The organism is Acinetobacter sp. YH12140, assembly GCF_013418475.1.
GTDB classification, from domain to species: domain Bacteria; phylum Pseudomonadota; class Gammaproteobacteria; order Pseudomonadales; family Moraxellaceae; genus Acinetobacter; species Acinetobacter amyesii.
This window is the reverse complement of sequence record NZ_VPBZ01000007.1, coordinates 93,070-119,606: the sequence shown is the minus strand read 5'-3', so window position 1 is coordinate 119,606 and position 26,537 is coordinate 93,070. Positions and strand designations below refer to the sequence as shown.

30 protein-coding genes are annotated in these 26,537 nt (G+C 41.9%); 12 read left to right on the top strand and 18 right to left on the bottom strand.

Annotated elements, in window-relative coordinates:
* Positions 1–43 precede the first annotated feature (43 nt).
* Together FTU75_RS11590 and serA are read right to left on the bottom strand one after the other, a co-directional pair.
* Positions 44–913, bottom strand: coding sequence for an EamA family transporter (locus tag FTU75_RS11590; protein WP_180116005.1), 870 nt, complete (start codon positions 911–913; stop codon positions 44–46).
* A 117-nt stretch (positions 914–1,030) separates the two neighbouring features.
* Positions 1,031–2,263 (bottom strand): phosphoglycerate dehydrogenase, encoded by a 1,233-nt coding sequence (gene serA / locus FTU75_RS11585; RefSeq protein ID WP_078192852.1) that lies wholly within the window; start codon positions 2,261–2,263, stop codon positions 1,031–1,033.
* A gap of 372 nt (positions 2,264–2,635) precedes the next feature.
* Between serA and FTU75_RS11580 the strand changes: the two genes are divergently transcribed.
* From FTU75_RS11580 to FTU75_RS11565, 4 genes are all read left to right on the top strand, one after another.
* Positions 2,636–4,045 (top strand): FAD-binding oxidoreductase, encoded by a 1,410-nt coding sequence (locus tag FTU75_RS11580; protein WP_078189543.1) that lies wholly within the window; start codon positions 2,636–2,638, stop codon positions 4,043–4,045.
* A 191-nt stretch (positions 4,046–4,236) separates the two neighbouring features.
* A complete protein-coding gene (locus FTU75_RS11575; RefSeq protein WP_180004761.1) occupies positions 4,237–4,608 on the top strand; it encodes a hypothetical protein in 372 nt (123 codons plus the stop codon).
* A 344-nt stretch (positions 4,609–4,952) separates the two neighbouring features.
* Positions 4,953–5,834: a pirin family protein gene (locus FTU75_RS11570; RefSeq protein ID WP_180116085.1), complete on the top strand. Its 882-nt coding sequence runs from the start codon at positions 4,953–4,955 to the stop codon at positions 5,832–5,834.
* Positions 5,835–6,084: 250 nt separating this feature from the next.
* Positions 6,085–7,314: an MFS transporter gene (locus FTU75_RS11565; RefSeq protein WP_180116004.1), complete on the top strand. Its 1,230-nt coding sequence runs from the start codon at positions 6,085–6,087 to the stop codon at positions 7,312–7,314.
* Between the two features lie 79 nt (positions 7,315–7,393).
* Here the strand turns inward: FTU75_RS11565 and FTU75_RS11560 are convergent, their stop codons facing one another.
* The 6 genes from FTU75_RS11560 to FTU75_RS11535 form a co-directional block, all read right to left on the bottom strand.
* The gene (locus tag FTU75_RS11560; protein WP_078189335.1) at positions 7,394–7,693 is read right to left on the bottom strand and encodes a DUF3817 domain-containing protein; all 300 of its coding nucleotides are present in this window, start codon (positions 7,691–7,693) and stop codon (positions 7,394–7,396) included.
* A gap of 142 nt (positions 7,694–7,835) precedes the next feature.
* Complete coding sequence (locus tag FTU75_RS11555; RefSeq protein ID WP_180116003.1) at positions 7,836–8,201, bottom strand: hypothetical protein; 366 nt, start codon at positions 8,199–8,201, stop codon at positions 7,836–7,838.
* Positions 8,202–8,457: 256 nt separating this feature from the next.
* Positions 8,458–10,608: a YccS family putative transporter gene (gene yccS, locus FTU75_RS11550; protein ID WP_373685867.1), complete on the bottom strand. Its 2,151-nt coding sequence runs from the start codon at positions 10,606–10,608 to the stop codon at positions 8,458–8,460.
* A gap of 124 nt (positions 10,609–10,732) precedes the next feature.
* Positions 10,733–11,281, bottom strand: coding sequence for a superoxide dismutase family protein (sodC, locus tag FTU75_RS11545; protein WP_180116002.1), 549 nt, complete (start codon positions 11,279–11,281; stop codon positions 10,733–10,735).
* Positions 11,282–11,397: 116 nt separating this feature from the next.
* Entirely contained in the window at positions 11,398–12,519 is a 1,122-nt protein-coding gene (locus FTU75_RS11540) for an AI-2E family transporter (protein ID WP_180116083.1), read from the bottom strand.
* A gap of 150 nt (positions 12,520–12,669) precedes the next feature.
* Positions 12,670–13,314 (bottom strand): ParA family protein, encoded by a 645-nt coding sequence (locus FTU75_RS11535; protein WP_078192493.1) that lies wholly within the window; start codon positions 13,312–13,314, stop codon positions 12,670–12,672.
* 132 nt (positions 13,315–13,446) lie between these two features.
* Here FTU75_RS11535 and FTU75_RS11530 point away from each other — a divergent pair, with 132 nt between their 5' ends.
* Together FTU75_RS11530 and FTU75_RS11525 are read left to right on the top strand one after the other, a co-directional pair.
* The gene (locus FTU75_RS11530; RefSeq protein WP_078192492.1) at positions 13,447–13,917 is read left to right on the top strand and encodes a Holliday junction resolvase-like protein; all 471 of its coding nucleotides are present in this window, start codon (positions 13,447–13,449) and stop codon (positions 13,915–13,917) included.
* A gap of 55 nt (positions 13,918–13,972) precedes the next feature.
* Entirely contained in the window at positions 13,973–14,566 is a 594-nt protein-coding gene (locus FTU75_RS11525; protein WP_180116001.1) for a hypothetical protein, read from the top strand.
* A gap of 47 nt (positions 14,567–14,613) precedes the next feature.
* Here FTU75_RS11525 and FTU75_RS11520 read toward each other — a convergent pair whose 3' ends face one another.
* Together FTU75_RS11520 and FTU75_RS11515 are read right to left on the bottom strand one after the other, a co-directional pair.
* Positions 14,614–15,240 (bottom strand): class I SAM-dependent methyltransferase, encoded by a 627-nt coding sequence (locus tag FTU75_RS11520; RefSeq protein ID WP_180116000.1) that lies wholly within the window; start codon positions 15,238–15,240, stop codon positions 14,614–14,616.
* Positions 15,230–15,415: a hypothetical protein gene (locus FTU75_RS11515; RefSeq protein WP_180115999.1), complete on the bottom strand. Its 186-nt coding sequence runs from the start codon at positions 15,413–15,415 to the stop codon at positions 15,230–15,232. Before FTU75_RS11515 ends, FTU75_RS11520 begins: the two co-directional genes overlap by 11 nt.
* Positions 15,416–15,543: 128 nt before the next feature.
* Between FTU75_RS11515 and FTU75_RS11510 the strand changes: the two genes are divergently transcribed.
* Both FTU75_RS11510 and FTU75_RS11505 read left to right on the top strand, forming a co-directional pair.
* Positions 15,544–16,104 carry a hypothetical protein gene (locus tag FTU75_RS11510; RefSeq protein WP_078189325.1) on the top strand — a complete coding sequence of 187 codons (561 nt, stop codon included), beginning with the start codon at positions 15,544–15,546 and terminating at the stop codon, positions 16,102–16,104.
* Positions 16,105–16,176: 72 nt separating this feature from the next.
* On the top strand, positions 16,177–16,602 hold the full coding sequence (locus FTU75_RS11505; protein WP_180115998.1) for a protease inhibitor I42 family protein: 426 nt from the start codon (positions 16,177–16,179) through the stop codon (positions 16,600–16,602).
* 89 nt (positions 16,603–16,691) lie between these two features.
* Here FTU75_RS11505 and FTU75_RS11500 read toward each other — a convergent pair whose 3' ends face one another.
* Positions 16,692–17,024, bottom strand: a complete 333-nt coding sequence (locus FTU75_RS11500) for a HopJ type III effector protein (RefSeq protein WP_078192490.1) — start codon at positions 17,022–17,024, stop codon at positions 16,692–16,694.
* A 168-nt stretch (positions 17,025–17,192) separates the two neighbouring features.
* On the opposite strand from FTU75_RS11500, the gene crcB reads away from it, so the two are divergent.
* Complete coding sequence (crcB, locus tag FTU75_RS11495) at positions 17,193–17,576, top strand: fluoride efflux transporter CrcB (protein ID WP_180115997.1); 384 nt, start codon at positions 17,193–17,195, stop codon at positions 17,574–17,576.
* Positions 17,577–17,696: 120 nt separating this feature from the next.
* On the opposite strand, the gene FTU75_RS11490 is transcribed toward crcB, so the two are convergent.
* Together FTU75_RS11490 and FTU75_RS11485 are read right to left on the bottom strand one after the other, a co-directional pair.
* A complete protein-coding gene (locus FTU75_RS11490; protein ID WP_078189321.1) occupies positions 17,697–17,951 on the bottom strand; it encodes a type B 50S ribosomal protein L31 in 255 nt (84 codons plus the stop codon).
* Between the two features lie 104 nt (positions 17,952–18,055).
* Positions 18,056–19,354: an AarF/ABC1/UbiB kinase family protein gene (locus tag FTU75_RS11485; protein WP_078192488.1), complete on the bottom strand. Its 1,299-nt coding sequence runs from the start codon at positions 19,352–19,354 to the stop codon at positions 18,056–18,058.
* 201 nt (positions 19,355–19,555) lie between these two features.
* On the opposite strand from FTU75_RS11485, the gene FTU75_RS11480 reads away from it, so the two are divergent.
* Positions 19,556–19,768: a DUF1737 domain-containing protein gene (locus FTU75_RS11480; RefSeq protein ID WP_078189319.1), complete on the top strand. Its 213-nt coding sequence runs from the start codon at positions 19,556–19,558 to the stop codon at positions 19,766–19,768.
* Here FTU75_RS11480 and FTU75_RS11475 read toward each other — a convergent pair.
* From FTU75_RS11475 to FTU75_RS11465, 3 genes are all read right to left on the bottom strand, one after another.
* Positions 19,765–20,196: a hypothetical protein gene (locus FTU75_RS11475; protein WP_180093035.1), complete on the bottom strand. Its 432-nt coding sequence runs from the start codon at positions 20,194–20,196 to the stop codon at positions 19,765–19,767. The two genes, FTU75_RS11480 and FTU75_RS11475, sit on opposite strands and share 4 nt — an antisense overlap.
* 124 nt (positions 20,197–20,320) lie before the next feature.
* Positions 20,321–21,679, bottom strand: coding sequence for an MATE family efflux transporter (locus FTU75_RS11470; RefSeq protein WP_373685866.1), 1,359 nt, complete (start codon positions 21,677–21,679; stop codon positions 20,321–20,323).
* Positions 21,680–21,720: 41 nt separating this feature from the next.
* Positions 21,721–22,179: a DMT family transporter gene (locus FTU75_RS11465; RefSeq protein ID WP_180084595.1), complete on the bottom strand. Its 459-nt coding sequence runs from the start codon at positions 22,177–22,179 to the stop codon at positions 21,721–21,723.
* Positions 22,180–22,303: 124 nt separating this feature from the next.
* Between FTU75_RS11465 and hemW the strand changes: the two genes are divergently transcribed.
* The gene (gene hemW, locus FTU75_RS11460) at positions 22,304–23,458 is read left to right on the top strand and encodes a radical SAM family heme chaperone HemW (RefSeq protein ID WP_180115996.1); all 1,155 of its coding nucleotides are present in this window, start codon (positions 22,304–22,306) and stop codon (positions 23,456–23,458) included.
* A 135-nt stretch (positions 23,459–23,593) separates the two neighbouring features.
* Complete coding sequence (locus FTU75_RS11455; protein WP_180115995.1) at positions 23,594–24,001, top strand: hypothetical protein; 408 nt, start codon at positions 23,594–23,596, stop codon at positions 23,999–24,001.
* Positions 24,002–24,044: 43 nt separating this feature from the next.
* Here FTU75_RS11455 and FTU75_RS11450 read toward each other — a convergent pair whose 3' ends face one another.
* Entirely contained in the window at positions 24,045–24,347 is a 303-nt protein-coding gene (locus FTU75_RS11450) for a hypothetical protein (protein WP_180115994.1), read from the bottom strand.
* Positions 24,348–24,689: 342 nt separating this feature from the next.
* Positions 24,690–26,513 (bottom strand): acyl-CoA dehydrogenase C-terminal domain-containing protein, encoded by a 1,824-nt coding sequence (locus tag FTU75_RS11445; RefSeq protein WP_180115993.1) that lies wholly within the window; start codon positions 26,511–26,513, stop codon positions 24,690–24,692.
* Between the last annotated feature and the right edge of the window lie 24 nt (positions 26,514–26,537).

Below are 26,537 nucleotides of genomic sequence, written 5' to 3'. Positions count from 1 at the left end.
GAGTGAATTTTAACATTTGACCAAATCATGATGGATTTTGAATTTAAATGACTTTGGCTTTTTGCGTGGTATAGGTACACCCAATCGATGCACAGATGATGACAGCAAGGGCTAACCACTGGGTCCACAGCAATTGTTCATTTAAGAAAACAAAACCAGAGAGTGCTGCAATCGCAGGTTCTAGGCTCATGAGCGTTCCGAAACTGAGCGCCGTTAAATTGCGGAGCGCAATCATTTCTAGAGTAAAAGGTAAAGCACTGGCTAGGGTCGCAAGTGCAATAAAATACAGTAGACTACTTGGCTCAAACGCCTGTGCCGGCATACCTGCAAAGAGTGCGATGGGCATCAAAACACACATGCCGACGAACATGCCTAAGCAAACGGTATGATTGCCTGAGACCCCTGACGGTTTTTGACCAGCCACGATATAGAGTGCCCAACACGCACCTGCCCCGAGGGCAAGTAAGATCCCAATTGGGTCAAGCCGTTGTGCAGCTTGGTCAAAAGGAAAAAGTAGGATAAGGCCTAAAATAGCCAGTCCGACCCAAATAAAATCAAATTTTCGGCGTGCAGCAAATAGTGCGACACTGAGCGGACCTATAAATTCAAAAGACACGGCAATGCCGAGAGGCAGGCGATCAATCGACAAGTAAAATAATACATTCATCCCTGCTAAGGCACAGCCATAGCTGAGGATAGACGACCATTTGAGTTGTTTAAAATTGATCTGCCAAACTTTAAAAATGATCGCCAAGATTAATGCACCGAGCAGTAAACGCATCGCGGACACGGTCAGGATGGGAAACTGACCAAACAGGTACTTAGCGAACGAACCACTGCTTTGCATACTGATCATTGCAATAAGCAAGATCAGTGGTGCTTGTAGAGCAGGGGTAATTTTAAAATTTGGCATAGACTAAATTTGTTTCGATGACTCGAATAGCGGGAGATTGGCAAAAGCCAGATTTTAAAAGTCTACTACAATAAAAAAACCACAGCCCGAAGGCTGTGGCTTCAGTGTCTAATTAAATTAGAACAATACGCGAACGCGGATGGTACCTTCAACTTCGTGAAGAGTATCCAAAGCTTCTTTAGATGCAGTTGCATCAACGTCCATCACAAGATAACCCACATCACCTTTAGTCATTAAAGACTGACCAGAAATGTTGATACCGTGTTCAGCAAACAAGTTGTTGATTTTTGAAAGAACGCCCGGCACGTTTTTGTGGATGTGAAGTAAACGGTGTTTACCTTCAGTCAACGGTAACGCGATTTCTGGGAAGTTCACTGCAGATAAAGTCATACCTTTATCAGAGTAAGCAACGAATTTTTCAGCCACTTCTAGACCGATGTTCGCTTGCGCTTCCATGGTTGAACCACCCACGTGAGGAGTCAAAATCACGTTGTCTAAGCCACGAAGTGGAGAAACGAATTCTTCACCGTTTGCTTTAGGTTCTTTAGGGAATACGTCAACCGCAGCACCAGCAATATGACCAGATTTGATCGCATCAGCAAGATCTTCAATGATTACACATGTACCACGTGCAGCATTGAGGAAGATTGCGCCTTCTTTCATTTGAGCAAATTGATCTTTGCCGAAGAAGTTGCGAGTTGATGGAACGTCTGGAACGTGTAGAGATACGACGTCTGCATTGGCAAGAAGTTCACCCATAGAACCGACTTGACGTGCATTACCCATTGGAAGTTTAGTTACAGCATCGTAATAAATTACGTGCATACCTAAACTTTCAGCAAGTACAGAAAGTTGCGAGCCAATCGAACCGTAACCAACAATACCTAAAGTTTTACCACGAGTTTCAAATGAACCAACTGCAGACTTGTTCCAACCACCACGGTGAGTTGAAGCAGATTTTGCAGGAACACCACGAAGTAATAGAATCGCTTCAGCAAGTACTAGTTCAGCAACTGAACGCGTATTTGAGTATGGTGCGTTAAATACTGGAATACCGCGAATCATTGCAGCATTTAAGTTCACTTGGTTTGTACCGATACAGAAACAACCCACAGCAATCAGTTTGTTCGCCGCTTCAAAAACTTCTTCAGTTAATTGAGTACGTGAACGAATACCAATGAAGTGAGCATCTTTAACCGCTTCTTTCAACGCTTCACCCTCAAGCGCAGTTTTACGGTAGTCAATGTTGGTGTATCCAGCAGCATTTAGAGTGTCGATTGCGTTTTGGTGAACGCCTTCTAACAACAAGAAACGAATTTTATCTTTAGGTAAAGAAAGATGTTGGCTCATTACGGCTCCGCTACAAAGGCCAAATTTAGTGCGCATATAATAGCATAGGAAGTCGCCTGATATACATTTCCTTTATGACCGACGTCATGGCTATTTTGGCGAATGATGAGTCAATTTTTTTAGATTTGGTCTAATTAACTTGGTCATATTCCTCGTGACATTTTGAAATCACGTTTTTCTTTGGGTTTTGTCAAAAAAAGCCCAGTTATAGCTTATAATGGTGCCGCTCAAAATCATCATGACCAATTCCCTGACATTTTGATGCGCTCTGTTTCAGGCTTTTTCCCTTGAAATATGCGTTACCGCAGTTTTGACTGAATGAAGTCTGGACCTTTAAAAAAACTTGTTTACTTCTTGCAAGGTCTGAAAACGATGAATGCTCCAGTCGCTTTAACCCCAGAGTTATTGACCCAATTGACCGCTATTGTTGGCGAAAGCCGAATTAAAACCGATGCGGATAGTCTCCAAAATTGGGGTCGTGACCATACTAAGCACTTCGATCCAAACCCGTCGGTCGTCGTTTTCCCTTCAAGCACAGAACAAGTTCAACAAATTGTAAAACTTGCGAACCAATTTAATGTAGCGATCACACCAAGTGGCGGTCGTACAGGTTTGTCTGCGGGTGCTGTGGCTGCTAACGGTGAAATCGTGGTAAGCATGGACAAGATGAACCAAATCTTGGAATTCTTTCCAGCTGACCGTATGGTTCGCGTACAAGCAGGTGTAGTGACTGAACAACTTCAGAACTATGCTGAAGAACAAGGCATGTACTATCCAGTTGATTTTGCATCTTCAGGTTCATCTCAAATTGGCGGCAACATTGGTACCAATGCGGGTGGTATTAAAGTGATTAAATACGGCATGACTCGTAACTGGGTGTTGGGCATGACTGTGGTTACTGGTAAAGGTGACATCCTGCGCTTGAACAAAGGCATGATCAAAAATGCGACTGGTTATGCACTTCAACACTTATTTATTGGTGGTGAAGGTACGCTAGGTTTAGTGACTGAAGCTGAAATCAAACTTGAACGTCAACCCCATGACTTACAAGTGTTGGTTCTCGGTGTGCCTGATTTTGATGCGATTATGCCTGTTCTACATGCCTTCCAAAAGAAAATCGACCTGACTGCATTTGAGTTCTTTGGTGAGCTTGCAATGCAAAAAGTATTGGACAATGGTCATGTACAACGTCCATTTGAAACACCATGTCCGTTCTATGTTTTACTTGAGTTTGAAGCACCATTTGAACCGATCATGGATGCGGCAATGGAAATCTTTGAACATTGCATGGAACAAGGCTGGGTACTGGATGGCGTGATGAGCCAAAGCTTAGACCAAGTACATAGCTTATGGCGTTTACGTGAAGACATTTCAGAGTCAATCGCACCGTTCACTCCATACAAAAATGACATCTCAGTTCTGATTACACATGTGCCTGCATTTATTAAAGAAATTGATGCAATTGTGGAAGCGAATTACCCAGACTTTGAAATTTGCTGGTTCGGTCATATTGGTGACGGTAACTTGCACTTAAATATTTTGAAACCTGCGGATTTAAGTAAAGATGAATTCTTTGCAAAATGCCAAGTGGTGAATAAATATGTATTTGAGACTGTGAAAAAATATGACGGTTCAATTTCAGCAGAACATGGCGTGGGTATGACTAAAAAGCCTTATCTCGATTACACACGTTCAGCTGAAGAAATCGAATATATGAAAGCATTGAAAAAAGTATTCGATCCAAATGCAATTATGAACCCAGGTAAATTGTTCGATCTTTAATTTTTTAAAGACGTACTAGAACGCATCTTCGGATGCGTTTTTTTATGGCTATAAAACGCCTTTTTTGCCGTGCATGGATGAGAGACTACACATTGATTTTTGGAATGGGGTACTTCTTTTACATTGCTTAAATAGTGTTTTGGACAAATGTTCGGCATGATAGGTCTGAATAATAAATTTGAGTTGGTTCTATGTATCGTTTAATTGCTGTGTCTGCATTGTGTGTGGGGATGTTGGCGGGTTGTGCGACAACGCAGAAAATTGTGTCTAAAGTCGGTTCTTCTGCTACGCCACTCGATCAGGTATTAAAAGAACGTCCTGATTTGCGTAAAGAGCTGTCGACTGTGGAAATTCGTCAGTACTTTAACCGTGTTGAGTCGCCAAATGCGGGGCAGGTGAAAGTGACTGAAACGGGTTTAATGGATGATTCGGTGAAATCGGTTCGTACCATTTATAGTTTTAGATTGGTGGATGGTGACTGGCAGCGTGTAAATACGCAGAAGGAATATCAGTGCCAACGTGGTAAAAATACCAAGACTTTCCAATCGGCGAAGTGTCCTTAAATTATAAAAAGTTAAGGTCTAAATTTCTTATTAAATATTCAGCATGACGGGGTCCTTTCATTTTAAATTCGATGATTGGAGCTCGTATCTACTTTTGTTTCGGCAAAAGTAGCAAAACCATCTTTCATCCGCAAAACTCGTCAAATACCATCTTCAATTGTGTAGGTCGCAGAAACTTTACATATTGAATGTGTCCTGACTCGGACAGTTGCGGATGAGTTTCCGCGTATCTTAATTTTCATCCTAAACATAGAATATTCAATCCTAAAAATTTTCTCGTGAGTTCGTATAGTTTTTAATAATATAAAACCGAATTCAAATCATGATCAGATTTCAAATTTATGATGAAAACCCTAGCCTTCATCCACGTCAATGACTCAGGTTCACCCATTGGTGACTTTGCTCCGGTCACATCAGTATTTTCCCATTATGAATTGGGAAATACGGTCTCGCCATTTTTATTGCTCGACCATTTAGGGCCTGGAGTGCTGAAACCAACCCAACTGAAAAAAGGCGTATTGGAACATCCACATCGAGGCTTTGAAACCGTCACATTAGTGTTTAAAGGCGAACTTGAACATCATGATACGACTGGTGGAGGCGGTGTTATTGGTGAGGGCGATGTGCAGTGGATGACTGCTGCTTCAGGCATACAACACGAAGAAGTTTTTAGCCAAGCCTTTGCACAGCGGGGCGGCGCATTTGAAATCTTGCAACTTTGGGTCAACCTGCCTGCCAAAGATAAAATGAATCCTGCACGCTATCAGAGCTTAGCCAAAGCCAGTATTCCTGTAGTGGATTTAGCAGATAATGCAGGTTATGTACGGGTCATTGCAGGGCATTATTTAACAGCCGACGGCCCTGCAGAAACACATACGCCTATGCAAGTATTTGATGTCTTTGTCAGTGCCAATCAAAGCATCATACTACCTGCACAAGAAGGGCATACCACGCTGGTATATTTACGCTCGGGCAAGCTGAAATTTACTGAAACAGATGAACCGTTAATTGCACAGCATATGGCAGTCATGTCGAGCCAAGGTGAAAATGTCGAATTGACGGCAGTCGAAGATAGCCACATATTGTATTTATCGGCGCAGCCTTTAAATGAACCCATCTATGGGCGAGGTTATTTTGTGATGAATCATTTTGCAGAAGTCATGCAAGCCTATGAGGACCTAAAACAAGGTCGCTTTATCCAAAAAGCAGACAATGAAAAACCATAAAAGCGGTAGTTTAAAAAGACCAATACAACGCCAGCAAACACTGTTAAAATAGTCGGACTCAAACCGACAGATCGGTTCTTTGAAGTTCATTTTATCTCTATCTAGCGTCTTGTGAATACGACGCACATATGGCGGATATGCCGCAAATTCATTTTTAAAATTAATATTACAGTGCTCGTCATTGGGCTGAAGTGTCTCTCCCTATTTGTCATTTCAAGCTCGACAGCACACATTTGATATGTAGATAACAATGCAAAACGTACAAACCACAAAATTAAGTCGTGCCACCTTAATGTTTCCCTTGGCACTGGTTTTATTTGAATTTTCTGTCTATATCGGCAACGACTTAGTCCAACCCGCCATGCTTGCGATTACCCAAGAGTTTGGTGTGAGTAGTGCATGGGCACCCTCGTCGATGTCATTTTACTTATTGGGAGGTGCGTGTGTCGCTGCAATATTAGGGCCATTGTCAGACCGATTAGGTCGTAAAAAAGTCCTATTGGGTGGTGTAGCGTTCTTTAGCTTATGCTGTTTAGCGATATTGCTCACACATAATATCGAAAGCTTTTTAACGTTGCGTTTTTTACAAGGTTTTGGCTTGTCGGTTATTTCAGCCGTGGGTTATGCTGCTGTTCAGGAAACTTTTGAAGAGCGTGATGCCATCAAAGTCATGGCGATCATGGCGAATATTTCACTACTGGCGCCACTGATCGGTCCCGTCCTCGGTGCCTTTATGATTGATCACGTGTCATGGCATTGGGGTTTTATAGGAATCGCATTTCTATCTTTTCTGAGTTGGTTTGGTTTAAAAGCCAAGATGCCGACTCAGCACATCAGCATTCCAAAGCAACCGGTGGGCTATATCATTGATGACTTTAAACAGGTGTTAAAAAATAAACGCTTTTTGGCACTGACACTGGGTCTACCGATGGTGGCAATGCCACTGATGCTGTGGATTGCGCTATCTCCGGTCATATTGGTGGAGCAGCTAGGACTGAGTAGCGTGCAATATGGCATGGCACAGTTTCCCGTTTTGGGCGGTCTGATCCTCGGTAATATTGTCCTGATTAAAATCATCGACAAACTGCCATTAGGTCAGTCTGTGATGATCGGGCTACCGCTGATGTTACTCGGGACGAGCCTCGTGGTGATTGGGACGATAACTGAAAGTTATTTTCTGACCTTTCTCATTCTCGGCATGAGTTTGGTCAGTTTTGGTGAAGGGATTAGCTTTTCTGTGCTCTATCGTTTTGCCTTAATGTCGTCTGAAATGTCGAAGGGCACAGTGGCTGCGGCAGTGTCTGTGATCATGATGCTGACGTTCTTTGCCGTGATCGAAATCGTGCGCGTGCTATATGAAAACTTTGGACTTTGGGCCTATAGTTTGGCGGGTTTTACCCTCATTATCTTGTGGTTCAGCCTACCACGCTTGGTGGTACGAGATATTATGCGACAGCGTAAATTGACGGGTGAATTTTAAATTCGAGTCCATGCCATTATAGAAAAAGCCCAATGCTGTGTAGAACAACATTGGGCTTTTTTATTTGTTGTATACCGTCTTAATTTGATGTTGCAGGTTGTTCTGCATTTTTTAATTTACGATCGAAAATAAATGGACCAAAAGGCAAAATCGATGCAATTAAGCCCATTAGAAATACGCTAAGCGACCATTTTTGCTTTTCACAGACCACAAATAGCACCACCAAGAAGGCAATAAACAAGACGCCATGTCCCATACCGACGTATTTGACCAATATTGGATTATCCATCAGGTACTTCATTGGCATAGCAATGAACAATAATAATAAAAAGGAGATGCCTTCGAGTAGGCCCACAAAGCGTAAGGTCTTGATATTCATGCGAAGTCTAAATTCAAAGTGATTTCAGCCTTGAGTCTACCTGAAAGCACTGCAGGAACGAAGCATTCCCGTTGAAATAATTGATCCGCATATTGAATCTAAGTTGATGTTTTCAAAGTTAATTCTGAGTCGTCTGCTCGGATTAATTTTCTAGATCCGCTAAGGCATCCTCAATTGAACCCTGATCAAATTCATAGTTACAGCCGAATAAAATCATCGGGCTTTTTCCGGTCATTTCAGACAGGCTTAGTTTGTGATTGATCGCATGCAGATCATCCGTTTCAGCTTCCGTACGTAGGATTTTTTCACCACGGAAAAACGGCATATTGGCAAACATCGGATGCTGTTCAATACTATATTTTTGGGCAAGTTTTTTCACATCGGCTTGGCGATAGATCGCGAATACTGCATTGGAAGACAGGCCAATTTCTTGGGTTGGCATGCCACAAAAATTCAACAGCTTGCGTATTTTTATAGATATAAATAAACGGTTGATGTGGGTCATCATGGCGTTTCCAACCTAATTTTGGTAAATCTTTTTCGTAGTGCGAAAGCGCCTGATGGTAATGATCATAGTCACACTGACATTCTAAGACTTGTTTTAATTCACTTGCGGTCGGTGCAGCTACTGCATTTGTAGCGACAAGAGCAGTAGAAGCCAAAGCTACAGAAATGCATGCATTTTTAAAATTATAGTTTATAAAGGACATCATTATTCTGTCTATTCGGCCTATTAAAAATATAGGTCTATTCATTACAACGTTCTATTTAATTTCAGCACGAATTAATTGTGTTCTGAGTTGAATTAACTCAGGCAAGGTTTCAAGTAATAAACTGATTTGCTTGAGCACCAGTTGTAGGTGATTAGACCGCATTTCTTCAGTGCTGAGTGTTTGAATTTCGAAAAGTTTTTGCTGAATTTTCTCAGGGTTGAGCGGTTTTTGCTGAATTAAGACGTCGTCTAGGGTGCTTTGACACCATTGCAGCAGTTCAAGGACTTGTTGGTCTTGTACTTGTTCACGGTGGCTCCCCAGTGCCGAAATATAACTGAGCTGACTATGGCTATACACCAAATAGCGAAAGGCGTGTTGTATTAGGTTCTGGTCAGGATCAGGTTCCGTACTTAAACTTGAAATCATGCTCGATAGTTCAGTCTGAGCATTATGGGCTGAACGACGGGCACGCCGATAAGCAATGCTATTGGTTTTCCCATGGAGATATTGCTCAACTACGGCATCAAAATAATGCAGGGTCGCAGCAGAGCTTTTTTGAATGGTCTTGGAAATATTGCGAAAGTCCCAATCTGGCCAGATGACATTGACTGCGAACCATGCAATAAAACAGCCGAGTAAGGTATCAACGATACGCGGTAAAATAACCGCATAACCTGCGCCTTTTAAATTAAAAATCAGCAAGACCATTAAGGTTGCCATGAGGGTCGCCATGGCATATTTTTTGGCACTCAGATAGAAAAAGCATACGCCAAAAATAATTGTCAGTAGCAATTGACCTTCGACACTCGGCACAAAATACAAAATAGGAATGCCAAGTAAGACCCCTAATATGGTTCCCAAAGTCCGCATTTTTAAACGACTTTTGGTCGCAAAATAGCGCATCTGACAGACAAATAAACTGGTCAATAATATCCAGTAGCCATTTTTTGCAAAGGGCAGTAGCGAAATGGCATAGCCCATAGCAAAGACAAAAGCGATGCGAACAGCATGGCGAAATAAGGCAGATTCGGGACTCAAATGCTGTTTCAGTTTGAGCCATAAATCATGCCAGCCATGAATGTCGTCGTCGAGTAAATTGAGGTTGTCGATATGCTGCTGATAGGCCTGTTGCTGTGAATGATCTAAATCCTGCACATGCGAAAAGCGTTCTTGCACACTGTCCAAATTACTCAAGATCAGCTGTAGATTTTTCACTTCTATATTTTGCGGATTATTGGCCATCCACTCCTGCAAAGAGGCATGCAAATGTGCCAGTGCTTGCGCAGTAATGGGATCAGGCTGATAGGGCTGCCGATGCAAAATACAGTAGGCCAACTGTTGGCAAGCCTGCGCTTGTAATCGAATATTTTTTTGAAAACGAAAAATTAAATCGGTACGGCTAAAATTTTGATGAATTTGTTCGTAGTGTAAATAATTCGCACTGGCCTGTTCGTGAATATCTTGTGCCAAGAAATATAAATTCAGCCAGTAGATGGTGTTTTTATTTGCTCTTGAGGCTTTTAAACGGGTGAGTAAAGAAGCTTTGGTCGTGTTTAAACTCGGGATGACATCACTGTTTTTGAGTGATAATTCATATAGTAAGTGTTCCACATTGTTGACATTATCTGGGTCAAATAAGCGTGCTTTTGCATTCAGTACTTCGGCGATTTGTAAAAAACAACGCGAGAGATTGTCCTGTACGGGGAGGGTGGGTTTAATCAAGTAAAAGAGAATTGAGGTCAGGCCATACCATAAGGCCCCTAGAACAAAGCAGCTGGGTTGAAAATACCAGGTGTCATATTCGCCCAAGCCGAACATGGTATAAATCGATAGTAAAATCGTGCCAAAAGATATCGTGGCATAGCGTTGCCCCAAAGCTCCTAATAAAATAAATCCTGCACTGGACAGTGAAAGATATAAGATAAACAGCAGCTTATAGGGATAGAGAAAATCTAAAATACTACTGACACTAAAGAAGAGTACGCAGACATAGAGCAAATTACGCAGTCGGATGCTGAGTCGGTCGTCAAAGTCCGTGAGCGCGGTGGCAATCGCACCTAAGGTGACGGGCACAATAACACTATGAAAACCGAGAAAATATAATCCGAGCGTGGTGCCACTCAAAACAATACAAATTTGCAGGCAATACATAATGATTGCACTGGATTGAAACTGTTGAAACCAAGAGAGTCGCGTGTTCACAGAGTTATGAAGTATTCGAATGATTTTGTAAATTAGACTGAGCTTTTTTCTGTGAACTGTCAATTTTTATTCAATAGAAAAGCGGACTTAAAGTCCGCTTGTTCAAATCTATGCATAAGGTCGATTATTGAATCACACCACAGGCAATACGGTCACCGCCACCGCCTAGAGGTTTAGGGTCGTCAGAGTAATTATCACCACCAGCATGGATCATGATGGCTAAGCCTTGTACATCCGCCAATTTCAAACGTGGTGCAATTAAATTCACTTTTGCTGTGCCATCGGTTTGAACTTGAAGGATCGGTAAGTCACCCAAGTGACCTGTTAGCGGCGTACCGTGGTTAGGTGCAGCTTTAGGGTTAAAGTGACCACCTGCAGCAAGAGCAGCACCCGCTTTTCCATCTTTTTCAGCTGGGGCACAAGAGCCTTTTTCATGAATATGGAAACCGTGTGGACCCGGAGGAAGCTGGGTTAAATTGGTATGAATAACCAAGCCAGCAGGGCTATCAACCAAGTTAATTTGACCGATGCTTTGACCAATACCTTGAGCAGTCACGGCATTGACCGTCACGGTTTTTGCATTCAGACCTGTTGAAGTCGAGGTACTCGCACAGCCTGTAAACATCAGGGCACTGACCGCAGCAAGCGCACCGAATTTAAATAGTGAAAACATGTTTGGCATCCTGTCTGTTTTTATCGAGTTTCAACCATTGAAACAGATGCGGATACAGGATGACAGATAATTTAAGTATTTGATTGTAATATTTGTTTAATGAATTCAAGCCTGAATTAAGGTTGTTCAGGCTTATCATCTATATTGTCTAAGTTATGTGCCAACGTTGCTTTGGGCATCATGACGGGTTCAATTTGGGTTTCATGCAACCATTCACGCCAAATGGCTAACAATACTGCCAAAATCACTGGGCCGATAAATAAACCGACAAGACCGAAACTGGCGATCCCACCCAAAACACCAAACATGATTAATAAGAATGGAATCTGCGTTGCCCCTGAAATCACTAAAGGACGAATCACGTTATCGGCCGTACTCACCACACAAACACCCCAAGCCATGACGCCAATGGCTTCAATGGTTTGACCTTGTGAAAATAACCACAACGACACAGCGGTATATGAAATTGGTGGGCCAAACGGAATCAGTGCCAACATGAAGGTAATGATGGTTAATAACATTGGGTTAGGGACATCGGCGACAAAATAGCTCACACCGGCAAGTAAAGCTTGGGCAATGGCGGTGAGACCGATGCCATACACTACGGCACGTGTGGTATCCGAGATGGTGGCAAGATAATGATGAATACGTGGCCCGATCACCATTTCAAGGGCTTTACTGACCTGACTTAAAATGGTTTGACCATCACGATAAAAGAAAAATAAAGACATCACGGCAAAACACAGCTTAAAGATATTTTTACTGACTTCGCCGACCAAAACTTTACCGTAGTTCAAATGCCCCTGAATCCAAATTTGTACCGATTGAATAATACTGTTTGGGTCATTGTTCAGTTCATGCAGGGTACGACTGACTTCTTTACCAATAAACGGTAGTTGGCGAATAAAATCAGGCACATTGACATGACCAGAGAAAACTTGCTTTTGTAATTCAAAATACAAGTTACGGCCTTCATGTTGTAGCAAGAAGATCGCAAAAATCACCGGCAGACCCACCACGAGCACCACCAGTAAGATCATCAGCGCCGCACTTAGATTTGCACGATTGCCACAAAAACGATGCACCGATTGATACAGCGGCCAAGTCATATAAGCAATAATCGCTGCCCAAACAACGGGCACAATAAAGTATTTGAGTACGCTAAAGCTCAAAAAAATCAGGATAAAAAATAATCCGAACAATAAGACTTTTTGTAATGTAGGTGCGAACGTTGGCAATGCGTGCTCTGATTTTTTCATCATGTTGTGTTCAATCTTAACCGAAAAAAAAGCTCCCGAAAACGAGAGCTTGTTAACTTATGGTGAATATCTTGCAGGCTAGATCCTTGCAAGATTGGCCTTTATATCAACAAAATGTGGAATGATGGGTTAAAACCACTCGGCTTCGTCTTCAATAATGGCATTGAGCACAGGTTGCCATTGTTGCTGCATGCCGAGGTACAATTTTTGCGTTTTATCAAAAACCGAAAGACCTTGCATGGCAAGTTGACCATAAGCGGTACGTTCAGAAATCCAAGCAACGGGCTGTTGTTCAACTTTATTGAAAAAATCTTGAATTTCTTTGGAATGAGCAGAATTGGGTTTTACACGATTGGCCAACAATAGGATTTGGACTTTACCTTTACGAATCCGCTTAATTTCTTGCAAATGCTTTAAAAAACGACGGGTCGAGTCGATGTCGAAGAAAGATGGTTGTAGCGGGGTAATGATGGCGTGAGCTTCACTCACCAACTGATCTGCATGTTCACCCGATAACGCACCCGGTGCATCGATAATTAGATATTCAATCCCTTTCGGCACATCACCAATCGACTTTTCATGACGCCAATCTAGGCTCTGAATTGGGGCTGCAGTCTCTGGGCGCTGTTTGAGCCATTGACGTGCAGACTTTTGATTGTCAGCATCTGCCAAGGCCACTTTATAACCTTTTTGCGCAAGTGCAGAGGCTAAACTGATTGCTGTGATGGTTTTGCCACAACCACCTTTTTGATTGGCAATTAATATCGTTTTCATCGACCTAAATAGATTTTATTCTGCTCATCCCTAGCATATCATTGTTTAATGCGGGGAATATGACAAAGAACCAAAGTCTAAGTTTTTTCTATAGGTTTCGCTGTAATATATTAAAAAGATTAGGAATTTTAAATGTCTGTCTGGATGGCCATGCTCATTGGCGCGTGTATTGGGATTGTACTGACCACCTTAATATTAAGTGGCAGTCGCAATGGAAGGATTAAGGCAGAATACGAGCAATATATTGCAGAACTAGAATTGGAACATCAGCAGGCCTTGGCCCATGCACAAAAACGCAGTGTAAATACCAGTCGTGCTGTTTTAAAAGGCAAAATGGCCGAACAAATGGCGCCGATCATGCCTGAATTTCAGTATTTACCTAGCGATGCAAAGTTTCTCGGTGACCCGATCGATTATGTGGTTTTTGATGGCTATACCGACTTTCGTGATGGTGATGGACTCGCTGAAGACATCGAAGTGGTGCTGATTGATATTAAAAGTGGTGGCGCACGTTTGACCAAAGGGCAACAAGCGATTGCTCAAGCCATTGCCGAAGGGCGAGTACGTTTTGAAACCATCCGAATTGATTTTGAGCATATTTAAGCTCGCGTGACTCAGCCTCAGAACCGTCGAAAAGTAATAAGGACAGAATATCCACATGGAAAAACTCTTAGCGACTGCAGCCGTTTTTGCGCTCATGCTGTGGATATGGTCTGAATATTTTCGTGCCATTCCACATTTAGAGCAAACTGGTGTGCTGAAAAATTTTCAGGTCACACCGACTCAGGCATTTTCCGGTGAATATTTGCTGTTGGATAAACGCTACTACAGTGCGAGTAGTCGTACATTACATCCGGCCGCACCGACCGTGGTGGGTGGCTTTCAAGACTTGGCCTATGTCAGCAATATTGATTTGCTACTGGGTTCAGGCGCAAATGATTTCCAGTCTTTAAAATATCATCTTGAATGGTCGCAGCAGAACCGCTGTTTTAACGTACAAGCGAAAAATGTACCCTCGACACAAGTTGAACAGCTCAAGTCTGAATTGCAAAATGTCAGTGTGATTGCTCAATCCGAAGACGTTGCAAATCGTATTCGTCGTTTAAAATCAGGGGATCGTGTGGAGATTTTGGGTGCATGGGTGGATGTACATTCCATCAAAACAGGGAAGTCGTATAACACCTATAATGTGTTGAATAAAAAGCCCTGTCATATCCTAAAAATTAATGCCATTCGATTAATCAAAGACTAGGTATTTTTATCTAGATTTGATTGTGCTTAAACATGGCCTTGGAAGCTTTAACTCAACTTCCGTGCGCGGGCGAGCAACATGCGCTGTCCAATTTTTGGAATGCCTTGAGCATCAAAATACTGCGTTTCAAAACATTCAAACTGGGCATCTTCAAGCAACTTTTGCATATTACGATCCAGATGACAGCCATCCGCGACTTTCTTTTGAATGGGCGTCAATAAGTGTTGTAACTGCTTAATTTTCCCATTTTCATTGTGTTGTACATGCTCAACCAAATGAAATGTTCCTGTTGGTTTAAGGATACGGTAGATTTCTTCAAGCGCAGTTTCAATATCGGCAATGCTGCATAAGGTCCATGTACTCACGACATGATCTAGACTTTCATCTGCAAAGGGTAATTTTTCAGCACCGGCTAAAATATGCTGTACCTCAAAGGGCGCTGCATGTACACGTTCAGCAGCTAAATGAAAAATATCAGGATTGGGTTCTAGGGCAAAAACCGTATCGACATTTTGATAAAACGCTAAATTCAAACCTGTACCAAAGCCAATTTCGAGCACCTCACCAGATACGGCTAACAGGAGTTCGCGTCGTTTATCCATCAAGCTTGGTACTTGCATGACTTGATTTAAAAGATGCGGAAAAATGTGTTGTTGATAAAATTTATAAATCATAGCGGGCATTGTTGTAGGTTTTTTTAAAGTGTAATTCATGTCTTTTTAATTTTAAATCATGTGGTAGGGCGTGAATATGGGCCAATTGACTGAATAACAGCATTTTGTTACCAAGTTCATAAGGTTTATGCAGACTGTGTGCGTAATATAGAGTTACAACTAGTGAAAACGACATTCATCAGGCTCAACCTACGCGATTTTAAGCTCATGTTCAGGTTGGGGCATTATGAATAGATGAAGTTGGCTCAATTGCAGAATTAAAATTGAGTAATGTGAAGTATTACAGGGTAAGAGGATAACGCGATGATCAAGCGAATTGCATTAAGTACTGTGCTTGCAGGCTTTTTATTGAATGTCGGTGTCCAAGCGTCTTCAGATTATAATATTGCCAAAGGCTTAGCACCTGCTGCCAAAGGTCAGTCGATTTCCACTTTGAAAGAATTTAAAGGTGATTTCCGAATTTTAGGTTCTAAAACCTATCAAACAGATGAACAAGCAAAATTTTCTCCGATTGATTATGCAGTCAGTTGGGGCTTATTTGCAGAGCCAGAAATTGCTCGTACGATTTCAGTCAATCAATATGACCGTTTCTTAAACTGGAAAATGGATCGTGTTCCTGTACCGCAAAAGCAAGCCATGATGATGGTGTCGAATATGCACATCATTCCTGCAAACCCGCAAATTGCTAAACAAATTACTCAAGTAAAACGTGGCGATCTTGTGCGTTTAAAAGGGGATTTGGTTGAGGTGAAAGACAAAGATTTGGTTTGGACTTCATCTTTGACCCCAACAGATACGGGTGATGGGGCTTGTGAAGTTTTTCGTGTAAGTTCGATTCAGTGGATTGAAAAAGTCAAAGGCTAAACTTCGATTACATCGAGATTGTATTGAATTCGGTGTGCATTAGATTCAAGGTAAAATAATTTGATGATGAAAATGACGATAAAGAAAAAGTTTATTTTGAGTCTAATGATGGCGAGTGGTTTGGCGCTTGCTGGATGTACCAGTATGAGTTCAACTGTAGATGGGAAAACCCATGTATTTACTGAACAGCAAAGTTGTCCGACCTTGCTTGAGATGGATCGTGGACAGACTTTGGAAGTGCTGTTAAACGAAAATCCAAGTACTGGTTATGTATGGTCTTTGGCTGAGCAACCGAAACTTTTTAAAGTTGAAGAAGTGTTTCAGTCAGCTCAACAACAAGCTGCTGCGGATACGACACCAGTACTAGGCGCAGGCGGTCAAAAAACTTATCGTTTTACCGCAACGACTGCGGGTGAAGAATTACTACATTTGAAGCATGCAAGGGCTTGGGAAAAAACCGCGATGGCTGAATGGACTTGTAGAGTACGAGTGTCTTGATTTGAACCACTGATGAAAAGATAAAAAAGCCAGTATTTATACTGGCTTTTTTATGGCAGACGAACTGATTTAGAACGTCCACGTATGCATTATTTCGCGCTGAGCGCTTGACCGTCAAATTGAATACCTTCCCAACCATTTTGCATAAATTGGCGAATGTTTTGGTGGTCAGTTGCGTCTGGTGTTGCCAATACAGCAGCATAATGTTCAGCAAAAAGACTTAAGGTTTCAGCTTGGTTTAGACCATTCAATTGAGCAAAAGAAAATACTTTGGCACTACCTTGGTTTTCAGTCGCTGCATTGGCTTGTTTGCCATTGGTAAAAGCAGTTGGTGTGTGGTTATAACGCGCTTCAATAAATGCAATCACATCTGAAAATTTCGCAGTCCCTGCTTGAAGTTGATCTAATAATTCCTGAGCCATAATGTCCTCTTTCAATAAAAAATACCGCAAAGTGTTGCAGACTATAGCAAGCTTTGGCCAAAACATTTAACACTATTTGCGTAAATTAAATGCGTGTATATTGAAGGGCGACCTTAGGCAGTCTGTTGCCTAAATTGTAGATACCAATGATGTTGAAGTAGGACAACTATGAACTGGCTTTTGGTCGCATGTGGCGGCGCAATTGGAGCAACACTTCGCTATGCAGCAGGACTGTTATTGGCCAAGCCAACAGTACTCTTTCCATGGGCTACATGGTGGGTGAATATTTTAGGTTGCTTTTGTGCAGGTGTGTTGTTTGCATTTAGCCAAAAATATCCCGTTCTACAAAATGAAGCACGCTTATTGCTTATGGTCGGGATCTTAGGTGGCTTTACCACATTTTCCAGTTTCGGCTTAGAAACCTTTCAACTGCTCAGACAAGGGCAAAGTGGGCTGGCATTTAGTTATGCCATTTCCAGTGTGGTGATTGGTATCATCGTATTGGGGCTGGGATATTACTTATTTCAGTCGATTTTAAAAATAGATGTTTAAAACAACGCTTGAAATCCACAAAATTTTAGACATAAAAAAAGAAGTTCAGGCTGGAGGAGGGGAACCCTGAACTTCTTTAATGTTTTAATTTTAAAAGAAAAAACTTAATCGAAACAGAACTTATTGTGAGCGTTTGAAACGCGCAAAGCGTTTATTAAAGTTCGCAATACGTCCTTCATTATTCACTTGACGTTGTTCACCTGTATAAAAAGGGTGTGATGCACTTGAAATATCGAGCGTCACATATGGATAAGTTTTGCCCTCAAACTCTTTGGTTTGATTAGTACTTAAAGTACTGCCAATCACAAAAAAGGCATTGGCATTGGTGTCATGAAAGAGCACTTCACGGTATTCGGGATGGATGTTGGCACGCATTCTTCTGTTCCTTAAATTTATTGATTAAAAAAATGTTATAACATAACAATTAAAAATGCAAATATTGCCCGAAATTTATCAGGCAATCAGCGCTTCATGTTCTCTTAAGCGCTAGGTGGGACCAACTCATCAAAGAGATCATTGAGATTGTCATTCACTTTCAAATGAATCAAATTCCAATAATGTCCTGAAACAGTCCGGTTCACCATCAGGGTATCCGGTGATGGTTTAAACACATCCCAGTATTTAAGAGAAGGCTTAATTAATTCTACCCCGTCATGGTGTGCTGAGTTTTCAGCAAAGTCGTATTGTGTGGTCAGCGGACGCATCAGTACTTCAAGCCATTGCTCATACAACTCTGTAGGGAATTTACCGAGTTCATTGAGGGAATGTAGGGCATCGAGTTGCTGTTCCATCAGTGGAATATCGTGCTTGCGTGCAGCATTGATCAATTGCTTAAAGTGCGACACGATTTCAGGAGATAGGGTTTTCACACCGCCGTAGTCATATACGATGACTGAACCATCTTCACGAAAGGCGAAGTTGCCCGGATGCGGGTCACAGTGGAAACGTTTAAGGAAGAAAATTTCACGGCCTATAGCACGGAATAAGCGTCTTCCCAAGGCATTTCGGGTTTCTTGTGACCACGTACTGGCAGTTTCTATACTGTCGCCAAGCTCTAGACTTAGAGTCAAAATATGACGTGAAGAATAATCTTTATAGACCTGTGGAATAATGATTTTGTCATCCAGCGCACTATGAAAAGCACGGGCTACATCTAAGTTTTGCGCTTCAATTTCATAGTTCAATTCGTTGTCTAAACTGTCCTGAATTTCACGAAATAGCTTGTCTTGTAACTTCCGATCAATTTTCAATACGCCCATCAAACGAAGTGCAAGGCGAACTTGTTTTAAGTCACTTTCACAGGCTTCTTCGACACCCGGATATTGCACTTTCACCACCACCTGCTGACCATTAGGTAACACGGCTTTATGCACCTGCCCAATGGATGCAGCGGCAAAAGGTTGTTCTTCAAAACTTTTAAAAATCTGCGCGAGGGGCTTGCCGAGTTCTTGTTCTACTTGGGCCTTAATTTCAGCAAAAGGCATGGCTGGCGCTTGGCGTTGTAATTTACTAATGGCTTTTGCGACTTCAGGTGGAAAAATGTCTTTGTACTGCGAGGCAATTTGTCCGACTTTCATCACCGCACCTTTCATTTCACCCAAAGTGTCTGCAATTTGCAGACCGATGTCCTGAAAAAGTTTACTGCGAGATGCATTTTTCTGTTCTTCATCGGCAGTGATATTGCGGATGGAATTGGAAACGGTTTTAGTAGCAATGCTTGCCGTCATACTGGCAAGTTTCATAAAGCGACGACCCGGTGTGCTAGCCGTTTTTGCCATGTGATGTTCCTCAAGATCATCATTTATTATCTATTACCGATCATAGGCGACAAAACACAAACTGCCTACTTTAAATTGTTAAGACTTTATTTCCATTGATAAAATGATGGGCAAAAATGTAAATACTGAAAATAATTCAGGCAAATTTAAGCCACGCGCTGAATGGTTTAAAATATCGCGTCGCTAGAAGAGAACTGAACGATGAAAGTGTATCGCTATTTAACCGGTAAAGATGATGTCAATTTCTGTGCTCGTGTGACCAAAGCTTTAAATGAAGGCTATGAATTGTATGGCTCACCAACCATGAGTTTTAATGGGACAGATGTGATCGTCGGGCAGGCGATCGTGAAAGACGTAGAAGACGACAGCCAAGTGCCACAAGGTTTAAAAAATGCCATCGAGGCGCTTAATTAGTTGGCTTTTGCTGCTTCGCTAGATTCAGTTTTTTCCAGTTCTAAATGTGGACCGAGATATTTACTGCATTGGTTATGGTGTAAATTTTCATTCAATGTGATGAGGTTTTGCGTCACGATAAAATCCTGATCGTCCGCAGAGGCAAACTTTTGATTGGCCTTGATGAAGTCCTGATAGGTATACGCCATACCAGACTGCTGACAACTTAATTTTAAACGTGCGGTATATGAGTCCGCCTGTTGTTCATGATAAAAGCGAAAGGCTGTCCAAAGTGCTTGATTGATGTAATCAAATTCGGGTTGTGATTGAACTTTGATGGGTGCGTAATATAAAGGAAATTCATGTCGGTTGATTGACTGTTCAGCCTGTAGTGACATGGAAAAGCCTAAGCTCAGACAGAGACTGATCGAGCGAAATACATGGGACATGTTTATTTTCCTCTTCTTCGTGCTTTTTATTTATGGCGTTGCTATGCAGCGTGTTAATTTGCATTAGTCTTCTGCATAGCGTAGCCGTCTTTTTTAAGTAACTTTTTAGATGATTTTTAAGGGCTTATCCCGCATGTGCTAAACGTTTATTCATCATAAATAAACGTGTAAGTAGCAGTATACAGGCGACAGTCAGGCCCACAATCAGGCCAATCCAAACGCCTGCAGCACCAGTCGTGGTAAAGCGTGCAAGATAGATGCCGACAGGGAAGGCAATGATCCAATACGCGATCATGGTGATCCACATCGGCCCTTTAGTGTCTTGCATGCCGCGTAAACACCCTGCGGCACTGACTTGCCATGCGTCCATCAACTGATAGGCAATCGCGAACAAGACCAAGTACACCGCAAGCTGAGTCACATCATAGTCATTGGTATACAGTGACACAATTTCATTACGTAAAAGCCAAAGCAAGAGCATGGTAATTAGGGCAAATACCGTCCCAGTCAACATACCGACTTTCTGGACTTTTCGCATTGCTAGCCAGTTCTTCTCCCCATAATAGGTACCGACCCGAATGGTTAGCGCAATCGCTAGTGACATTGGAATCATAAACAATTGCGAGGTAATCGAAATGGCCACCTGATGCGCGGCAATGGTAACTTCGCCCAAGGGACTCAACACAATAGCGGCTGTACTAAAAATACTGACTTCAAAGAAAATAGCTAAGCCAATCGGAAAGCCAAGTTTTAAAATACGTTTGATCCATTCACTGTTCATTTTTTCAAAAGCAGCGAAAGGTTGGGTTTTTTGATAGGCCGATCCTTTGAAAACGTACATCGCCAAAGCAAAGAACATTAACCATTGCAAAATCGCCGTTGCAAAACCACATCCTGCAGAACCTAATTCAGGGACTGGGCCTAAACCATACATAAAAATAAAGTTCAGTGGAATTAACACCAATAAGGCCAGTAGACTCAGCACAGTGACTGGTCGTGGATGCCCCAATGCTTCTGAGTAACCACGTAAAGCTGCGTACATGGTGACAGCAGGCATACCTAAACTAATGGCGTGTAAGAATAAGCTCGCCTTCGGAAGTAATACTTCAGGGACACCCAATAACGGTAAAAGCAGCGGCATAGCTTGTAAGACTAATGCGGCAATGATCCCTAAAAATAATGCGACCCACAAAGACTGACGGGCGATGGTGGCAATTTTTTCAGGCGTCCGAGCACCATTGGCTTCGGCAACCAATGGGGTGGTGGCAATCATAATGCCGCTGAACAGCAGCATGACTGGTATCCATAAGCCGACCCCGACCGCAATGGCTGCAAGGTCATTGGCGGACATGTGTCCAGCCATGATGGTATCAATGAGACCAAATCCCGCTTGCGCAAACTGTGTTATCAATATCGGGATCATTAAATGAAACAGTTGTTTTAATTCATACTTGCTGCTTGTTACAGCCGTGACAGTAGACACAGAATGTACTCATTTCTTGTGAGGTGCTTAGGAATGAGGTCTTAGCGTTGGAAAGTGAGAAGCACACCAATAAAAATCACCACGCCACCCAATAAGCGTTGCCAGTTAATCGGGGTTTTTTCAGTGCCGAGCAAGCCAAAATGGTCAAATACCATCGACATTAAGATCTGTCCAAAAATAATCAGACCGGAGAGGGATAAAAAACCCAGTTTCGGTGCGGTATAAATACTGATACTGATGGCATAAACACCCAAACATCCCCCCAGCCATAAATACCAAGGGATTTGAGCAAAACTTGCAAAGTCCGGTTTTTCGGCCGATTGAAAAAACACCATAAAGGCGAGGACTATTGTACCAATCAAAAAAGAAAAAAGGGCAGCTTGCAGCGGTGAATATAAATATTCACGCAATTGGCTGTTGATCGCTGTTTGAATGGTCATAGCGATACCAACACCCATCGCGAGCGGCAGTAAGTACAATAAATGGCTGCTTATTTTCATCTTCTAATCATCTAATTCTTCTTAAATTTATTAGTCTACTGTATTGTGGATGAGATTTCATAAGCGCTCTGATGCAGTCATGTTAAAATGCGCTTACTTCTTTTTTTCCTTTTGAGCATTTTCCTTGGTTGAATTAAATCCTGCAGTTGTTCCGTTATCTTTATACATTCACATGCCGTGGTGTGTGCGCAAATGTCCATACTGTGACTTTAATTCGCATGCAGTGCCGAATGGTGAATTGTCTTTAGACTTAGAACAAGAATATTTACAGGCGTTGGTTGAAGACTTTAAAACCCAAGTCGATTTTGCTCAGGGTCGCCTGATTCATAGTGTATTTATTGGTGGGGGTACACCATCGCTCATTTCATCCAAAGGCTATCAATGGTTATTTGCTCAACTCAAAGCGTTAGTGCCATTTGAAGCGGACTGTGAAATCACCTTGGAAGCCAATCCCGGTACGGTTGAGCACGATCCTTTTGCCGGTTATTTAGAGGCAGGGATCAATCGTTTATCCATTGGGGTGCAAAGTTTTAATACTGAGCAGCTGAAAAAACTGGGGCGGATTCACTCGAATGATGATGCGATTTCTGCCATTCAGCATGCACGGGAAGCAGGTTTTGAACGGGTGAATGTCGATTTGATGCATGGCCTGCCTGAACAAACCATTGAGCAAGCGCTTTTGGATTTGAAATTGGCTGTGGAAAATGGCGCAACGCATGTGTCGTGGTATCAGTTGACGATTGAGCCGAATACGGTCTTTTTCCGCACCCAGCCGATTCTGCCTGTCGATGATGTGCTTGAAGAGATTCAAGCACAGGGCGAAGCCTATTTAACAGCACAAGGCTTTATCAATTATGAAGTGTCGGCATGGCGTAAAGAAAAGCCGTCTGCACATAATTTAAATTACTGGCAGTTTGGCGATTATTTGGCGATTGGTGCAGGCGCACATGGCAAAGTGACCCAGCCTGATGGGGTGTATCGTTTCCAAAAAACCCGCCTGCCAAAAGACTATTTAGCCAAAGTCCCAGCGGAGAATCTTCAGTTTAAACGCATTGAGTCAGAAGATATGCCTTTTGAATTTATGATGAATGCTTTACGGCTAAATCATGGTGTAGATGCAAGTTTGTATACGCAGAGAACGGGTGAGAGTTTAGCGCCAATCTCTGAATTATTGGCTTCATTACGTCAGCGTCAATTGATGGTGAATGATCCTGCGCGTTTGTCTTGTACTGAACAGGGGCATATCTTTTTAAACTCAGTGTTGGAAGAGTTTTTGTAATGAATGCTATTGAAAAATTGTTTTTTTAATTTAAAAAGCACGTAAATTTTTATATTTCTAATGTAGTTTGCGTCCAATTTGTAAAATTAGACCTGTAATAATCCAATACATATTACAAGAAGGACTATCCTAAAAATGAAATATATTTTAAGTGCTGCAGTATTCAGTTTAGCTTTGATTGGTTGTGCAGATAAAAAGGCTACAGTAGAAAACACGGTATCAACTGAACCAGCGTCAGCAACTACTCCGTCGAATGACATTGCTATTGCTCAGGACGAGCAAGTTATTCATTTTACTGGGCCGCAAGATCTGACGATTGAGCTAAAAACCAAAGATAATTTTGAAACTGCACAATTGACGGATAATTCTGATCGGGTTTATGAGTTGAAACGAGCGGTTTCTGGAAGTGGTGTACGACTTGCCAATGAACAAGGCGTTTCTATTCATTTTAAAAACTTTAATGGTGTGAATGAAGGGACAGTTGAGTTGGTGAAAGATAAACCCATAGAGATCAAAGAATTTATTGCTGATAAAGCAAAGTAAAGATTAAAAAAGACCGCATTCGCGGTCTTTTTTTGAGTTTAACTTAACGATGTTTCGGTGGCATAGGGGGTAATTTATGCTGCGGTACAGGTTTGTGTTGATTGGCTTTAAATGCTGTGGCCTTATGGTTTTGTTTGGCAAATTTCGCATGAGCTTGTTGATGTTCTTTGTTCACCATGTGGGGCCCAGCAGATTTGTGATGTGTTGCTTTAGGTGGCACAGGTTTTTTATCAAAGTGTGCAGCAGGTGGTGGATTTTTATGATCGAATGCATGCGCTGCCATTGCAGACATTGTCGCAGTTGTTGCAATCAGACCAATCATCAATGAAGACATCAATTTTTTCATGGTTACGCTCTCTATGAATCAATGAAGTCATCATAGGGGGAGGCAGTGGAGAAGATATGAAGTTGTATGAGATACAAATGTAAAGCTAAAATTATGGAGTAAAATTTACTTTAAGTATTTAATATTTATTAAATAAAATTATGTTTTAGCGATAAGGTGTTCTATTTTTGTTGAAAAATACAACAATATTTCTCCATATAAAGTCCATCGTTATACATTGTTGTTACCTCATGAAGAAATTAAGAATACTACTCGTAATTCCTATAGATCAAAATTAAAAGAGAAGACAAAAAAGACCGCCGAAGCGGTCTTTTTATAGAGTCATTTAACTCGGTTTAAAGCTTAGTAGTCAAAGCTAAAGTGTTCAGGAGCCAAAGAAGTCATGGTCTTCGATGGGTTAACCATTGCTTCAGCGTGACCTTGTGAGCGTGGTAATAGACGTTCAAAGTAGAAGTCAGCCACTTTGATTTTTGCTTTATAGAACTCAGGAACTTCTGCACCATTGCCTTCTGCTAATTTTTCAGAAGCAACCGCAGCTTGTTGTGCCCAGAAGTAAGCCATCATCACGTAACCAGAGAACATCAAGAAATCGACAGAAGCAGAAGACACGATGTCACGGTCTTTACGTGCTGCAAGCATGATACGAACAGTTAAAGCATTCCACTGTGCGCAAAGCTTGGTTAAGTCCCACGCAAAACGACGCATATATTTATTACGAGCATGTTGACCACAGAACTTCAAGATTTCAGCTGTATAGTCACGGATCACTTTACCTTTAGAAGTAAGTAGAACTTTACGGCCAATCAGGTCTAGTGCTTGAACGCCAGTTGTACCTTCGTAAAGGGTAGAGATACGTGAGTCACGAACGATTTGTTCCATGCCCCATTCTTTAATATAACCATGACCGCCGTATACTTGCATACCGTGGTTCGCAGCTTCATAACCCAATTCAGTCAAGAAACCTTTAAGAATCGGGGTGTAGAAACCTAAGTGGTCATCATGTGCTTCAAACGCTGCTGTATCACCGCGGTTTAGAGCATCAGTCATTTTATCCGCAATTTGAGCCGCATAGTAAATCATTGAACGGCCGCCTTCAGCGATCGCTTTTTGAGTTAAAAGCATACGACGTACGTCTGCATGGTGAATAATCGCATCGGCTACTTTTTCAGGATCTTTTTTACCTGAAAGTGCGCGCATAGACATACGTTCTTTGGCATATGGAAGAGCGCCTTGGAATGCCAATTCCGCATGTGCAATGCCTTGGATCGCTGTACCAATACGTGCAGTGTTCATAAAAGTGAACATTGCGTGTAGGCCTTTGTGTTTTTCACCGATCAAGTAACCAATGGCATTGTCAAAGTTCAACACAGCTGTTGCTGAAGCACGGATCCCCATTTTGTGTTCAATCGAACCACAAGTCACAGGGTTGCGTTCACCCACTGAACCGTCTGCATTTACAAGGAATTTTGGAACGATGAATAATGAAATGCCTTTGGTGCCGGAAGGTGCGTCTGGAAGACGAGCAAGTACGATATGCACGATGTTGTCGGTTAAATCATGCTCACCCGCAGAGATGAAGATTTTTGTACCAGAAATTGAATAGCTACCGTCAGCTTGAGGTTCCGCTTTGGTTTTAACCTGACCTAAGTCGGTACCGCATTGAGGTTCAGTTAAGCACATGGTGCCTGACCAAGTTCCAGCAACAAGGTTCGGTAAATATTGGTTTTTCTGTTCTTCTGAACCAAATTGAAGAATGGTGTTGATACAACCTACGCTGAGACCTGGATACATTTGGAATGACCAGTTCGCTGTACCCATCATTTCAGATTTGATGAGATTCAACGACTGTGGCAAGTTTTGACCGCCGAATTCTTCAGGGAAAGACAGACCTTGCCAGCCACCCTGTACAAATTGGTCATAGGCTTCTTTAAACCCTTTTGGTGTTTTCACATCACCATTTTCAAAATGACAGCCTTCTTCATCACCCGTTTGGTTTAAAGGTGAAAGGATGTTTTCACAAAAATCCGCTGCACCTTCTAAAATCATGTCGACAGTGTCTGCATCAGCAGCTTCACCATTAGACAAAGTTTTGTAGTGTGCTGGGTAATCGAGCACTTCATTCATTAAGAAACGAATATCGTGTAAAGGCGCTTTATATGCAGGCATAGTCTTAATCCTAATATCTAAATT